The organism is Bartonella henselae str. Houston-1 (assembly GCF_000046705.1).
Lineage (GTDB): Bacteria > Pseudomonadota > Alphaproteobacteria > Rhizobiales > Rhizobiaceae > Bartonella > Bartonella henselae.
Genome location: NC_005956.1, coordinates 1,693,777 through 1,708,869, shown reverse-complemented (window position 1 = coordinate 1,708,869; position 15,093 = coordinate 1,693,777). Strand labels below are relative to the sequence as shown.

The following is a 15,093-nucleotide window of genomic DNA, read 5'->3' as shown; positions in this document are numbered from 1 at the left end:
AGCTGATGCTGGAAAAAAAAACTTTCAAAAGTAGCCATACAAATGCTTTTCATGATTTTCAGGCTCGGGTTTATGTTGCTGATACAGATTTTTCTGGTGTGGTTTACCATGCGCGCTATCTAGAATTTTTTGAAAGGGGACGCTCAGAGTTTTTACGGGATACAGGTTTTAATAACACGCTTTTAGCATCAGGTGTTGAGGGTGAAAAACTCTTTTTTGTTGTACGTCATATGGAAATCAATTTTTCTAGGCCAGCACAAATCGACAATCTTTTAACCATTAAAACACGCATCAGTCGTCTTCAAGGCGCACGCTTTTTTATGGAGCAATATATTCTACATGGTGAGAGCATGTTGGTCACAGCAAAAGTTGAAATTGCCCTCATTAATGAAGAGGGAAAACCACGACGTTTACCTAAAGAGCTTTTTTCAACAATTGTTGTTTAAAAGTGACCTTTGTTAAAAAAGTGCTATGATAGTGGTTCTCTCTAAAGACAAAGTGCAGTTTGTTTTGTTAAATTTAGAAACTATAAAACAATCTGTTTTATTGAATTTTAAGAAATGAAAGGTTCATTTAGAGGGACAAAAATTATGCCGCATATAGAACTAACAAATCCAGAAACAATAGGCATAGTGCACTTGTTTATGCAAGCGGGTTTCGTTGTGAAAGCTGTTATGATTGGGTTGCTGCTGGCTTCCATATGGAGTTGGGCAATTATTTTTGATAAAATCTTGACCTATCGGAGAATACGGCGTGAAATAAAACAATTTGAACGTATATTTTGGTCAGGGAAACCTCTTGAAGACCTTTATGCAACCTGTAAAAGTCAGCGCACCAGTAGCATATCAGCGGTTTTTATGGCAGCAATGGTGGAATGGAAAAAATCTCTTGAAAAAGGAATCCATACATCAATAAGTTTGCAGAGCAGGATTGATAAGGCTATGGATCTTATTTTAGGGCGTGAAAGCGCAAAAATAGAAGCAAAATTAAGCTTTCTTGCTACACTTGGATCGGCTGGTCCTTTTATCGGCCTTTTTGGAACGGTTATTGGGATTATGGGGTCGTTTCTTTCTATCTCTGCCTCTCAAAATACCTCATTGGCCATTGTTGCACCAGGTATTGCAGAGGCGCTTTTAGCAACTGCCATTGGTTTGTTTGCTGCAATCCCAGCCGTTATTGCTTATAACAAATTTGTTAATGAAAGTGCACAAATTATTGCACAGATAGAAAACTTCGCCGATGAATTTTCGACAATTATCTCACGGCGTATTGATGAGACACTCACATCTCATTCACCATTATAAAGAGGAGTTGTCTATGGGGATTTCTGTTGCTTCTTCTGCTCACAAAAACACACGCAGACGGCGTCGTTCACATAGCCAACTGATGAGTGAAATCAATGTCACACCTTTTGTTGATGTTATGCTGGTGCTGTTGATCATTTTCATGGTTTCTGCTCCACTTTTGGTGAATGGTGTTCCGCTTGATTTGCCGCGTAGTCAAGCCGGACCGGTGCAAATGGAGAAAACGCCATTGACAGTTTCACTCGATGGGCAAGGGCGCTTGGCTCTCAATCAAGACTATTATGAAACATTTGAAGCTTTGATTGCACAACTTAAGACTCTGCTTAAAACGGATGTTGAACAAAAAAAACAACGTATTTTTGTACGTGCTGCTAAAACTATTGAATATCAAAAAGTGTTACAATTGCTTGCTGAACTTCAAAAAGCAGGTTTTTCACAGGTTGCTTTAGCAAGTCTAGCACAATAAAATTTTTTAGAAACTATCGCTTGTTATTTGTAAAAACAACAAACAGTGATTAAAAGTGAAAAACGCAAGGCCATGGAGATGAACAGAGACTCTTATCATAGCATGAAACGAGGCTTGGCTTTATCTCTGGTTGTCCATGTGATTTTTCTCAGTTGGGGAAGTATTTATTTTACCAATCCCGTTTCTTTGCCACAGCAATTGGAAGCAGTTCCCATCATTCTTGCTCCTGTGACTGAAGAATTTGCCTCTCAACAGGGTGCCTTGAATGCTCCTGTGCGTGCAATTCCTGCAGTAAAGCCTACTACCAAACCACAAGAAAAAGAAGACGCTCGTCATTTTGGGGAGGGACAGATAGATAGTCTTGCGCCTTTTAAACCAAAAGAAAAACCACGCTCCGTTGAAACAACCCCTTCATCATCCGGAGAAGAGAAGGCGTCGGAAAAATCTTTACCAGTAATTAGGGAACAAGAATTACGAGAAACAAAAGCAGAAAAAGTTTCAGAAAAACCTTTAGAGGTTGCCGAGAAGATTGCGCCAGCATCTCCTGAAGAGGTGCATCCAGAGGTTGCCGAGAAGGTTGCATCTGAGACAGTCCAACAAACGCATAAAAATCAAGGCGGGATATTGCCACAAGACTTGGCTTCAACGGAAAAAAAAGTTCCTGGAGATCAAGCAACAAGATATCAACAGCTTCCCAAAATTGCGCTGCCAGAAAAGTTTCCTTTTCCACAGTTTAAACCAAAACCCGTCAAAGAATCTGCTGTGCAAAATGCGCAAGCAGTGAAAAAGCAAAATCAGCGCATGAAAGAAAAGACCATCGAAGATGTTTTGGCAATGGAAGAAAATAATCTTCTCAATCATGCACGTAGCCAAGGAGGGGGGGCAAAGCGCTCCAGCGAACTAGAATCTTTGGGGGCAAGAAAAAATATCAATGATACCACAAAAATGGCGCAAACATTAGTCAGTATCGCTGGGGGATGTATTCAAAAAAAGCTTAAACTCGTTGCTCTTGGCGGAGATTTAAAAAACCGTCCGGTTGTCCGTTTGCGGTTTTACTTAAATCGTGAAGGAATGATTATGGGAGATCCCATCATTGACCCCTTAAGTGGAGAACAGAGTCAGCAAGCTATTATGATAAGGCAGGTCTATGCAGCTGTTTTTTCATGCCAACCTTATACAGACCTTCCACGTGATCAATATGATTTATGGGGACAGGGTTTTGATTTTAATGTTGATCCCCTTCAAGAGATAATACGATGATATATACTTCATTTTTCGCTCTTCAGTAAAAGGATACACATCCATGATGATTATGACGACACGCACATTTTTTTCTTGGTTTATTGTCATTTGTGCTTTTTGGCTTACAAGTTTTTCATCTGTTCCTGTTCATGCACAACTGAAAGGCACTATTTCAACGGCTGATTTTAATCCCATTCCCATTGCGGTTACAGACTTTTTTTCCAACGATTCCATTGGACTGAAGATTGCAGCGGTGGTGGCAGCAGATCTTGAACGGTCAGGACTTTTTTTACCGCTTGATAAGGCCTCTTTTTTAGAAAAAATCTCCAACCCTAACCGTCAACCCCATTTTCCTTATTGGCAAGAAATAAAAGCCCAAGGTTTAGTCATTGGGCAAGTGATAAGAGAAAATGACGGACGCTTGAGAGTCGATTTTCGTTTATGGGATGTCTTTGGACAGCGACAACTGAAAGGACGACGCTTTTATACAGCGACAGAACGTTGGCGGCGTGTCGCGCATATGATTGCAGATGAGATCTATAGTGAGATGACCGGAGAAAGTGGTTATTTTGATACACGGATTGTTTTTATCGATGAAACAGGTCCACAAAATGCACGTATCAAACGCTTAGCAATTATGGATCAAGATGGAGCAAATTTGATCTACATTTCTGATGGGAGTGAATTGGTGCTTACACCGCGTTTTTCACCCAAACGGCAAGAAATTACTTATATGGCTTACGAACATAATCAAGTGCCTCATGTTTATCTTCAACAAATTGAAATGGGACAAAGGGAGTTGATAGGAACTTTTAACAATATGACAATTGCTCCGCGTTTTTCTTCTGATGGACAAAAAGTGATCATGAGTTTGTTGCAAAATGATGGGAGCGCAAATCTTTACACTATGGATTTACGTACACGCATGATGACGCGTCTTACCACAACTTCTGCCATTGATACTTCTGCTTCTTATTCGCCAGATGGGACAAAAATCGTCTTTTCATCGGATCGCAGTGGAAAGCCACAAATCTATACGATGAATGCCGATGGGAGCAATCTCCAGCGTATTTCTTCAAACGAGGGCAGTTATTCTACACCCATTTGGTCTCCACGTGGTGATTATATTGCTTTTACAAAACAATTGGAGGGACAATTTTCTATTGGCGTTATGCATCCTGATGGACAAGGAGAACGAATTTTAACCACCGGTTTTCACAATGAAGGACCAACTTGGGCTCCTAATGGCCGCGTGTTGATGTTCTTTCGCAAAAATCCGGGTATGGGGCCTAAAATCTACACAATTGACATTACTGGACGCAATGAACGTCAATTGCCCACACCTAATGATGCTTCTGATCCAGCATGGTCCCCATTGCTCAATATACAATAAAGGCAACTCTTTCATAAAAAAACAGCAGATAAGCAATGCGCTCAGAAAGCGTAACTGTAGCTATAACTTAAAAAAAGGGGGATATTGCTTTCGATAATTGGTTTATCTGAATAGGTGATAAGTTTTATAACACTTTTATTACAGTTCTTCATGTGGAGGGTTTTCTTAAGGGGATTTCTATCGAGAATATTTCCTTTAGAAAAACCCTCTAGGGAGAAAACTTCTTTAGAAAAAATCCTTTCAGGAATTCTTTTAGGATTTTTGCACTTAGGTTTTTTGATGAAAACCCTTTGTGCTTATGTGCCTTTAGTTAAGGTTTGAAAGACACGGTGGCGTGGTGGAAAGGTTGCCTTTATAAAGAATACCAACGTATTGTAGGCTTCTTCAATTAACATGAGTATTTTAGACGTATTCCTCGTGATTGGATAAAAGCTTCTTTTTTAAGGAATTGCTGCCTTGAGCTTCAATCATTCTCGTTTCAATTTTCCTCTAGGGCTGAGAGCATCGGGTTTACGGAGTCTAGAATACCAATGGGGTGTTCTGCTTTAAGGAGATTTTTGTCTGTGTATTATGAGGTAAAACTACAGCCGATGACATCTATGAAGACAGGGGTGAGTGTTTAAGAGGGGAAGCGCACAACCAAAATTGTATGGAAAAGGTCATAGAGGAGGAAGAAGGTTTTCTTAAGGGGATTTCTATCGAGAATATTTCCTTTAGAAAAACCCTCTAGGGAGAAAACTTCTTTAGAAAAAATTCTTTCAGGAATTCTTTTAGGGCTTTTGCACTTAGGTTTTTTGATGAAAACCCTTTGTGCTTATGTGCCTTTAAGTTAATGTTTGAAAGACAAGGTGGTGTGGTGGAAAGGTTGCTTTTATAAAGGATAGGAATATTACGAGGTGAGAAAATATAATATCAGCTAAGAATTGACAAAGGTATTATCGTCGATTTGAGGATAAGTTTCTATGATGCCCGTTGAGATTTCAATATTCTGGCGTTATGTTGGCCAATAGTTCACTTCCAAAACCTTTAAAATTCGGCTTTTTATCTCGTTGGCTCCAATCAGACCTTCTCCAGCTAATTGAAAAAGCAAAAACACAACGTTATAACGTTATAATGACGTGGTATAAAAAACTTGTCATGTAAGGACATGACAAAGATTCTCTAAAATAGTCATCGAATAATAGCAAAATCCATCCTGTGACGCAACGTTATAGGATGAGGAAAATGTGCTCTTTTACAAATGCTCAAGGCATGACAAATGCGTGCTTGGTGTTTGCTATGGGGCTTATGGTCTTGTCCGTTGCTCTGCTGCCTATGATGATAGGCTGTCTAGCTGATTGTTTTCCTATGCATGGAATGCGCATCTTTTACTTTGTTGTTATGCTGGCTGTTCTTTTAGAGAGATCATACAAGCTCTCATAAGAATAGGTTTATTGGGGTAACAAGTATTTTAGGATAAGGCTTATTGTCAATAGGCTCTCTTTCTCAAAACGGTTCTGTTCTGATCTCAAAAAGGCAAAACAGTAGGCTTATAAAGCAGAAAAGATTTGGCAATAAAGCCAACCGATAAAAGATACCTTAGCAAAGGTTTATTTACGCATGCGGGGTATTACTTGTGAATTGCCTCCCCATTTACGTTTTCATGATAAGTGTTTTTATGCCTTGGGAATAATTTTGCCCGCGTTGGTTGCTCTTGTTAAGGAGTGAACATCTTACCCATTGTTTTATTGAAGGCATTTATTTTAAAATTGGGGGGCATTATTTTTTTAAATGGAAGTTCATTTAAAAAGAGAGGCTTAAAGGCATTGGAAAATTTATTTTTCAATGTGCAGGAAAAGATATAGCTAGGGTAATTAGGAAAAGTGGTTGATCGATTTTTGGACCTTGAGAAAGGTGCATTTTTAGGGAATTTACACTTAAGGTTTTCGTTGAACGTGTTTTGGCGTATGTAATATGCATACGAAGCTTCGCTTTGAGGCGGTTTTTGTCTCTGTGTTGAGAAGTACAACTACAGCCGATAACATCTATGCAGACAGGGGTGCGTGGTGACTTTGAAGAGGGCAAGTGTACAACCAAAATTGTATGGAGAAGGTCAGAAAGGTTCCTATAGAGAGATGCAAGCCGGCATCATCATACTCTTTGCTCACTTCCAATGGTGTAGCCTGCTTTTGCTTTGAGAAGGTTTATGAGAGGCTGACTCTTTTCTGAAATGGTTTTTATCCATAGGGTGATCTCTTTTGTGGGGTGTAGGTGTATGGTTTTTTCTGATTTTGAATGTACGGGGGTGAAAGGAGAAAATCTTACTGTATTCGAGGGGGATGCACTTTGTAGAATGTTTATTATCTTTATAAATCAATATGGTATTGCAGTAGACATCCGCAGACGATGATGGAGAAATGATTGCATGGGGAAAAAATTTGACAAAAAGCTTTTGGATCCTTCAAATTTGAGATTTTTATTGAAAGTTTTTTAAATATACATTGCGGCCCCGCTGTAATGCGGGGCTTTTTATGGGTTGGGAAAAATAAGGGATATTTATGCTTGGTCAAAAGCGGTTAAGAGGCTCTCAGGGAGAAGGGGAGAGCACGCTTAAGAAGAAAACAGTACAGGGGAGGATCGATAGAGTAAAAATTGCCTCTCCACTTAAGCAGATAGTTTCGCCAAAATCTCATCGCTGACATCAAAATTGGCATAAACATTTTGCACGTCATCATCTTCTTCTAATGTCGAAATAAGCCGTAAAATTGACAAAGCTTTTTCTTCATCTACGGGTGTAAGGGTGGTGGCTTTCCAAACAGTTTTGATTGATTCTGCTTCGCCAAGTTTTGCTTCAAGCATTTTAGAAACTTCACCAATATCTTCAAATGTACAGATAATATGATGCCCAGTTTCTTCCGATTGCACATCTTCAGCCCCTGCCTCTATCGCTGCGTCCATGATGTTGTCAGTTGTTCCTGCTTCCGGCTTATAGATGATTTCACCAATCCGGTTAAACATGAAGCTTACAGAACCTGTTTCTCCTAGTGCGCCACCTGATTTGGTGAAAGCGGCGCGTATGTTTGAAGCAGTGCGGTTGCGATTATCCGTTAAAGCTTCAACAATAACTGCAACACCACCTGGACCATATCCTTCGTAGCGCACTTCATCATAATTTTCGACATCACTCCCTGAAGCTTTCTTAATTGCACGTTCAATATTGTCTTTCGGCATCGATTGTGCTTTCGCATTTTGCACTGCAAGCCTTAAACGCGGATTCATAGCCGGATCAGGAGAGCCTTGTTTGGCTGCAACGGTAATTTCACGTGCAAGCTTTGAAAATATTTTCGAGCGCATTGCATCTTGACGCCCTTTACGGTGCATAATATTCTTAAATTGTGAATGGCCTGCCATGGCTTCCCTTTCAGTTTTTTGAGGTTTCCCTTTCAGTTTTCAAAGACCCCTCCCTTTAGGCGTCAACTACCTATCTCGATTGAATAAATGGGCCCCAAATCTGCCAACAAATTCATTGTACCATAAGGTGAAGTGACTGAATAAGCCCTTTCATAAAAAAATTCCCCTTAAAGGTAAAGAGGCTTTCTTGAAGGACATCATTAGGCTGGTGTCTTGTCGTCAATCAAAAATCACGCTATAACAGAGCGTGATTTCTTGGAAAAAGTAGTTTATTCCATGTCTCGCTTTATCGGAGTGGGTGAAAAGAGCCTGACAATATAGGAAAAATACTCTAGATAGGAGAAAATACTCCAAAGCTCCAAAGGGGGCGATAACGTGCCTATTAAAAGGCGAATAAGAGGATATTATAAAAATGGCAACGCAACTTTTGATGCCCAAAGCTACAGCTGTTTGGCTGGTTGATAATACAGCGCTTACTTTTGATCAGATTGCAGAATTTTGTAAATTGCATGTGTTGGAAGTAAAAGCTATTGCTGATGGTGAAGCTGCTTATGGTATTAAAGGCCTCGATCCCATTAGTTCTGGTCAGTTGACACGCAGTGAAATTGCACGTGTGGAAGCAGACAAAAATGCGCGCTTGAAAATTTCTCAGTCAAAAGTCCATATTCCAGAAAAAAAACGTAAAGGGGCTCGCTATATCCCTCTTTCGCGACGTCAAGATCGCCCAAATGGTATCTTATGGCTGGTGACCAATCATCCTGAGTTAAAGGATGCACAAATTGCACGGTTGATTGGAACAACAAAAGGAACTATTGAGCAAATTCGCAATAGAACCCATTGGAATAGTGCTAATTTGGTCGCTCTTGATCCGGTAGGGCTTGGCTTGTGTTTGCAAATCGATTTGGATATCGAACTCAAGCGTGCTGCAAAAAATCGTCCTCTCTCTAATGAGGAAGACAAATCTTTACTTCCCGCATCGGTTACAGAAAATGTTGCCATCCATGAAAAGGAACATGAACAAGATTTCAACAAGAATTTCGATGCTGATAAAGTTTTTGCTAAACTCAATGCATTGCAGAAAAATCGTGAGAATGACGCATCAACAGAATGACACAAAGTAAAAGGTATCCCGGTTGTACATTGATGCTCAAAGGCTGTCAATGAGAAGGCTATGGGAGACTAAAAAGAATGGTCAGGGAAAAAATAAAAAATATTTTTTCTTCATTAGGGATTAAAAGTTATCCCTGAGGCGCTCTTTAAAGAATATATCCACTTCAATAGTGATGTTTACTAACTAAGGAAAATCAGTACATGCGCTTTCTCAAAAATATTATCTTTCAGCCCCTAACAGTGGTCCTTTTCTTCTCACTGTCTCTTGTGGGGTGCGGCGACAAAAAAAATGTTGGTGCACTTAGCGGTATAAATGGCGCTTTTTTGAATAATGCGGGTTTTAATCAGGCAACTTTAGGTTCAAGTCAGGATTTTACTGTTAATGTTGGAGATCGTGTTTTCTTTAGTCTTGATTCTTCTTCTATTGAGCCTGACGCCGAAGCTATTTTAATGCGTCAAGCAGAATGGTTATTGCGTTATCCCTTCTATTCTATTGTCATTGAAGGCCATGCTGATGAACGTGGTACGCGTGAATATAATTTGGCTCTTGGTCAGCGCCGAGCCGTTGCTGTACGCAATTATTTAATTTCTCTTGGTGTTTCTGCACAACGGATTCAAACAATTTCTTATGGAAAAGAAAGACCTGTAGCAGTGTGTGACGATATTTCTTGTTGGAACCAGAATAGACGTGCTGTTACTACGATAAATAATATAAACCGTAATTAAAAAAATGGTTTGCTTAAACTATTGGACTGATTCTTAAGAGGAGAAAAGCATGTGGATGTATTGTAGAAAAAAATTGAAAATTGTCTTTTATATGGCGATATTTATAGCTTGCTCTGCTTCGTTTGCTCAAAGTGCAGCACATTGGGTTTCCAAATATTTTACACATGACTCGGAGTCTAGTGCTACGGATAAGCCTTCTGATGCAGTGGATGAGACTGCTCCTGGGGCTACGGATAAGCCTTCTGATGCAGTGGATGAGACTGCTCCTGGGGCTACGGATAAGCCTTCTGATGCGATGGATGAGGCTGCTCCTGATGCTGCAGATAAGCCTTCTGATGCGATGGATGAGGCTGCTCCTGATGCTGCAGATAAGCCTTCTGATGCGATGGATGAGGCTGCTCCTGATGCTGCAGATAAACCTTCTGATGCGGTGGATGAGGCTGCTCCTGATGCTGCAGATAAGCCTTCTGATGCGATGGATGAGGCTGCTCCTGATGCTGCAGATAAACCTTCTGATGCGGTGGATGAGGCTGCTCCTGATGCTGCAGATAAATCTTCTGATGCGGTGGATGAGGCTGCTCCTGATGCTGCAGATAAATCTTCTGATGCGGTGGATGAGGCTGCTCCTGATGCTGCAGATAAACCTTCTGATGCGGTGGATGAGGCTGCTCCTGATGCTGCAGATAAATCTTCTGATGCGGTGGATGAGGCTGCTCCTGATGCTGCAGATAAATCTTCTGATGCGATGGATGAGGCTGCTCCTGATGCTGCAGATAAGGCTTCCGATGTAGGTGAATAAGAATACTACGGATCTCTTTTTTCAGGAGATGTTGCAAAGACAAGAGTTTATTTTAGAAAATCAGAAGACTCTTTTTAAAGATTATGATTTGGATAAACTCTTGCATAATATACCGATGGTGCTTGAGCATACTGGTTTGAAAAATGTGCAAAAGCAATTCCATCGGTTTTTTGATAAAAAGACTCTTCTTTTTATTCTTGTGTTTTTGAGAGTGTTGATTTGGATGAAAACGTGCAGGTTATAAAGAAAGGTTGGAAAGCGCATAATACAAAAATGGTGAGAAAAATGTTGCTGTTGTGAAAAGCCATAATCATAAAAGCTGTTTGCAAGAAATGCATGGTTATTTGAACGAGACCGGTGAACATCTGAAGGAAATGCATAAAGATGCAAAAGAAACAGAGGGGTGTCTGAAGGGAGCGTATAACCTGTTAGAGAAAAGGCATGAAGAAAGAGATCATGTCGAACTACATTATGGTGAAAATTTTTCTCTTCTCAAGCTTCTCTTCTCAAGCATTGTATAAAAAGGGTATAATTTTATTCTTTCTGTCAATTATGTTGATGCTGAAAAAGCCTTTTGCACTTTTCAACAGTGTTATAAAAAAGCCCCTTTGTGTGATGATGCTTTGTTTTGGTTGGCAGAAGCGTTGTTGAGATAAAAACGTTATCACAAAGCAGCACAAATTTATCTTAACGTATGGTATACAGACAAAAAGAAACTTTACACTTCTGAAATTTTGCTGAAATTAGCAAGGAATATGATTGCTCTTGAACAGAATAAAGAGTTTTGTTCACTTTTTGTAGAAAGATCAAAGCATCAGAAAATGTTGGAGTCTGTTTTTTGTAAACCTCTAAAAAGGAAAGGAGTCGTTTACGGTGTGCGTTAGACTAGCAGGAAATCTCTTTAAAACATCAGATTTTATTCAGTGTCAGAAGTTGATACTTGCAGTCTCAGGCGGAAGTGATTCTCTTGCTTTGCTATTTCTGGTCAAGGACCATTTAAAAACGCTCTCTGTTCCTCCGGAAATAATTGTCGTGACCGTTGATCATCAATTGCGTCAAGAATCAGCGCGTGAAGCTTCAATTGTTGCGGAAATTTGTCGTGCTCATCATATTCAACATCGCATTGTGCGCTGGGAGGGTAAAAAGCCAAAGACCCATATCGCTTCAAGCGCTCGTGTTGCACGCTATGATCTGCTCTTTCAAGAAGCGCAAAAACAAGGCGCAACACTTATTATGACAGGGCATACGCTTAATGATCAGGTTGAAACTTATCAAATGCGGTATCAACGTCTCCAAAAGAGCGCGGATGTTTTGCAGCAGGAAGCTTTTGCAGAAATGGGTGGGGGAGTTCATGCGGATGTTTTGCAGCAGGAAGCCTTTGCAGAGAGGTGCGAGAGGATGGGTGTTGGAGGTCATGGAGGAGATATTGCCGAAAAAAGTGATGGGCTGATCTATGAGCGCGGTTTATCTTGTATTCCGCGTGAAGCACTGTTGCGTGGAACAGTGCGTTTAATTCGTCCGCTCCTTGGTGTAAAGCGTGAAACATTGCGGACGTATCTACGTTTAAAAGAAAAAACATGGATTGAAGATCCAACCAATGAAGATTGCAATTTTGAACGTGTGCGTGTGCGTCAATCCCTTCAACCCAAAAAGTTTACCTGCATCGCGCGAAAAGTTCATGAAGCGGCGCTTCAACGTCGTCAACAGGCAAAAAATATTGCGGATCTGATTTTGGCTCTGGATATCACTGTTGAATATGGGCGTTGTTTTATTGCAAAGCCTGCGTTATTCTTACAGAAACATCCAGGTTTTCCTTTTGTCGTGGGGCTTTTCGCTGTTTTGATGGGAGGCGGCTTTTACTTGCTCCCTCATAAAAAATTAAGCACTCTCGTTCAAAAATTATCTCTCCATTCTTCAGAAAAACGCCGCTTTACTTATGCTGGATCTGTCATTGAATATAACAGAAGCGGAATCGCTTTTTGGCGTGAAGCGCGAAATATCAAAGAAGCTATTGTTGAAAAAGGACAAACTTTTTTATGGGATGGGCGCTATCAGATCACAAATCATAGCCATGAGCCCATAAAAGTTGGAGCAGCGGGTTTGCAACAGTTGAAATCTCTCTTCAAAAACAACAATTTCAATCTTGAAAACACCCATTTCCCTTCTCTAAAATCCCTGTTGATGATCTCAAATGATAAGGGGTACGATATTCCAGAATTGGCTTATCACGCTGCTATGCAACACACTATCACCATAAGACGCATTATGGCTCCCTTCGATTGGCTTTTGTCTTCTCAAGATGCTGCTTTTGTGAATGTTGTGCAGCCTTTTTTTGATATTAAGGTGAAAGGATAAAGAAAAATCACTCTAAAAGAGAATAAACATCCTCTCATATCTTGGCAAGGAGCTGACAAGGTTATATGTTAGGGGTAACTATTTAGGATCTGTATTTTATTAAGTGGACTTGATATGAATTCCAATTACCGCTCTCTCCTCATTTGGGGAGTTATTGCCTTGATTTTGATTGTATCCTTTTCTCTCTTTAATGGAGATAGCCAGCGTTCTGGAGGTGGAGAGCTCTCTTATTCCGAATTCTTGCAGAAAGTCGAGAATAATGAGCTTCAGGCTGTTACCATTCAAGGACAAAAGTTAACAGGAAAAACCGTTGAGAACAGAGTTATTTCAACCTATGCTCCACGGGATCCAGGCTTGATACAAAAATTGGAAAGCAAAAATGTGAACGTTAAAGCTGTTCCTGAAAGTTCTGGCAATAGTATCTTCCTCAATCTTCTCTTTTCCTTGTTGCCTGTTATTATTATCGTTGGAGCTTGGATCTTCTTTATGCGACAAATGCAAAGTGGATCGCGTGGGGCAATGGGGTTTGGCAAATCAAAAGCAAAATTGCTCAATGAAGCGCAGGGGCGCGTTACCTTTCAGGATGTTGCTGGTGTTGAAGAAGCAAAACAAGATCTACAGGAAATTGTCGAATTTTTACGTGAGCCACAAAAATTTCAACGCTTAGGTGGACGTATTCCACGCGGCGTTTTGCTTGTTGGTCCTCCTGGAACTGGTAAAACCTTGCTGGCTCGCTCCGTCGCTGGTGAAGCCAATGTACCGTTCTTTACTATTTCAGGGTCCGATTTTGTCGAAATGTTCGTCGGTGTTGGGGCAAGTCGCGTGCGGGATATGTTCGAACAGGCTAAAAAAAATGCTCCCTGTATTATCTTTATCGATGAAATCGACGCTGTCGGGCGCCATCGGGGCGCCGGATTAGGAGGCGGGAACGATGAACGGGAGCAGACCTTAAACCAGTTGCTTGTCGAAATGGATGGCTTTGAACCCAATGAAAGTATTATTCTCATTGCTGCAACAAACCGTCCCGATGTGCTCGATCCTGCTTTGTTAAGACCAGGACGTTTTGATCGGCAAGTTGTTGTGCCAAACCCTGATGTCTCTGGGCGTGAACAAATCTTGAAAGTCCATGTGCGCAATGTGCCTCTAGCTCCTAACGTGGATCTGAAAGTTTTGGCAAGAGGAACGCCAGGATTTTCTGGTGCTGATCTGATGAACCTTGTCAATGAAGCCGCTCTCATGGCTGCGAGCCGTAATAAAAGAGTCGTCACTATGCAAGAGTTCGAAGATGCAAAAGATAAAGTCATGATGGGGGCTGAACGCCGTTCAACCGCTATGACACAAGAAGAAAAAGAACTTACTGCTTATCACGAAGCAGGTCATGCTATCGTCGCTCTCAATGTGCCTGTGGCTGACCCTGTCCATAAAGCAACAATCGTGCCAAGAGGAAGGGCTTTGGGAATGGTTATGCAATTGCCTGAGGGTGATCGCTATTCCATGAGTTATCGGTGGATGATTTCTCGTCTGGCTATTATGATGGGGGGACGTGTGGCTGAGGAATTGAAATTCGGAAAAGAAAATATCACTTCTGGTGCTTCTTCCGATATCGAACAAGCAACAAAATTAGCACGTGCAATGATTACGAGATGGGGCTTTTCTGATCTACTTGGAAATGTCGCTTATGGCGATAACCAAGATGAAGTCTTTTTAGGACATTCCGTTGCACGAACACAAAATGTCTCTGAAGAAACAGCGCGTATGATCGATGCTGAAGTGCGTAAGCTTATTGATGATGCTTATACAAATGCTACCAAAATTTTGAAAGCAAAAAAGAAAGAATGGTTCGCTCTTGCCCAAGGCTTGTTGGAATATGAGACTTTAACTGGCGCTGAAATTCAAGAAGTCATCGCAGGAAAACCTCCTTCACGAACCCAAAAAAATGAAAATGCTTCTCCACGGACTTCTTCTGTCCCTAAGGCTGGAGCAAGTAAAGCTGAATTCGATCAAGAAACACTGGATAAAAAAGATGCGCATAAAGCAGATAAAGAAAAGGAAAAACTAAAAGCTGGAATGGAAAAAGTAAAATCTAATCATGCTAAATCCAATGATAGCGTGTCTAAAAGAAAAAAATCTCCTGGGGCTGAGAAAAAAACACAAAGCACAAAAAAAACTCCCCAAGCAGCCAACTTCTCTGGAAGCAAAGAAAACACTGAAAAAGACCTAAATGCTGCTGAACGTAAAGGCAAACAGGAACCCAAAGCTTGAGGGACTCTGTCTTGGAAAAATCCTACGCCAAATTCTTTAAGACAAG

At 40.7% G+C, this 15,093-nt stretch carries 12 protein-coding genes; 11 read left to right on the top strand and 1 reads right to left on the bottom strand.

Going from position 1 to position 15,093, the window contains the following annotated elements; genetic code table 11:
* The first annotated feature begins 5 nt into the window (after window positions 1-5).
* From ybgC to AYT27_RS09755, 6 genes are all read left to right on the top strand, one after another.
* Window positions 6-446, top strand: a complete 441-nt coding sequence (ybgC, locus tag AYT27_RS07725; protein ID WP_011181257.1) for a tol-pal system-associated acyl-CoA thioesterase — start codon at window positions 6-8, stop codon at window positions 444-446.
* A 144-nt stretch (window positions 447-590) separates the two neighbouring features.
* Window positions 591-1,304, top strand: a complete 714-nt coding sequence (gene tolQ / locus AYT27_RS07720) for a protein TolQ (RefSeq protein ID WP_011181256.1) — start codon at window positions 591-593, stop codon at window positions 1,302-1,304.
* 13 nt (window positions 1,305-1,317) lie between these two features.
* Window positions 1,318-1,770, top strand: coding sequence for a protein TolR (gene tolR, locus AYT27_RS07715; protein WP_011181255.1), 453 nt, complete (start codon window positions 1,318-1,320; stop codon window positions 1,768-1,770).
* A gap of 78 nt (window positions 1,771-1,848) precedes the next feature.
* Complete coding sequence (locus tag AYT27_RS07710; protein ID WP_041583414.1) at window positions 1,849-3,030, top strand: cell envelope integrity/translocation protein TolA; 1,182 nt, start codon at window positions 1,849-1,851, stop codon at window positions 3,028-3,030.
* 46 nt (window positions 3,031-3,076) lie between these two features.
* Window positions 3,077-4,405 (top strand): Tol-Pal system beta propeller repeat protein TolB, encoded by a 1,329-nt coding sequence (gene tolB, locus AYT27_RS07705; RefSeq protein ID WP_172642090.1) that lies wholly within the window; start codon window positions 3,077-3,079, stop codon window positions 4,403-4,405.
* A 1,599-nt stretch (window positions 4,406-6,004) separates the two neighbouring features.
* Window positions 6,005-6,112, top strand: coding sequence for a hypothetical protein (locus tag AYT27_RS09755; RefSeq protein ID WP_418884011.1), 108 nt, complete (start codon window positions 6,005-6,007; stop codon window positions 6,110-6,112).
* Between the two features lie 936 nt (window positions 6,113-7,048).
* On the opposite strand, the gene AYT27_RS07695 is transcribed toward AYT27_RS09755, so the two are convergent.
* Complete coding sequence (locus tag AYT27_RS07695; RefSeq protein WP_011181251.1) at window positions 7,049-7,795, bottom strand: YebC/PmpR family DNA-binding transcriptional regulator; 747 nt, start codon at window positions 7,793-7,795, stop codon at window positions 7,049-7,051.
* A gap of 412 nt (window positions 7,796-8,207) precedes the next feature.
* Between AYT27_RS07695 and AYT27_RS07690 the strand changes: the two genes are divergently transcribed.
* The 5 genes from AYT27_RS07690 (at window position 8,208) to ftsH (ending at window position 15,047) form a co-directional block, all read left to right on the top strand.
* The gene (locus AYT27_RS07690) at window positions 8,208-8,906 is read left to right on the top strand and encodes a DUF1013 domain-containing protein (protein WP_011181250.1); all 699 of its coding nucleotides are present in this window, start codon (window positions 8,208-8,210) and stop codon (window positions 8,904-8,906) included.
* Window positions 8,907-9,106: 200 nt separating this feature from the next.
* The gene (gene pal, locus AYT27_RS07685) at window positions 9,107-9,631 is read left to right on the top strand and encodes a peptidoglycan-associated lipoprotein Pal (protein WP_011181249.1); all 525 of its coding nucleotides are present in this window, start codon (window positions 9,107-9,109) and stop codon (window positions 9,629-9,631) included.
* Between the two features lie 91 nt (window positions 9,632-9,722).
* A complete protein-coding gene (locus AYT27_RS07680; protein WP_128083837.1) occupies window positions 9,723-10,430 on the top strand; it encodes a hypothetical protein in 708 nt (235 codons plus the stop codon).
* Window positions 10,431-11,303: 873 nt separating this feature from the next.
* Window positions 11,304-12,785, top strand: coding sequence for a tRNA lysidine(34) synthetase TilS (tilS, locus tag AYT27_RS07665; RefSeq protein ID WP_011181247.1), 1,482 nt, complete (start codon window positions 11,304-11,306; stop codon window positions 12,783-12,785).
* A gap of 114 nt (window positions 12,786-12,899) precedes the next feature.
* Window positions 12,900-15,047, top strand: coding sequence for an ATP-dependent zinc metalloprotease FtsH (gene ftsH, locus AYT27_RS07660; protein ID WP_011181246.1), 2,148 nt, complete (start codon window positions 12,900-12,902; stop codon window positions 15,045-15,047).
* Window positions 15,048-15,093 lie beyond the last annotated feature (46 nt).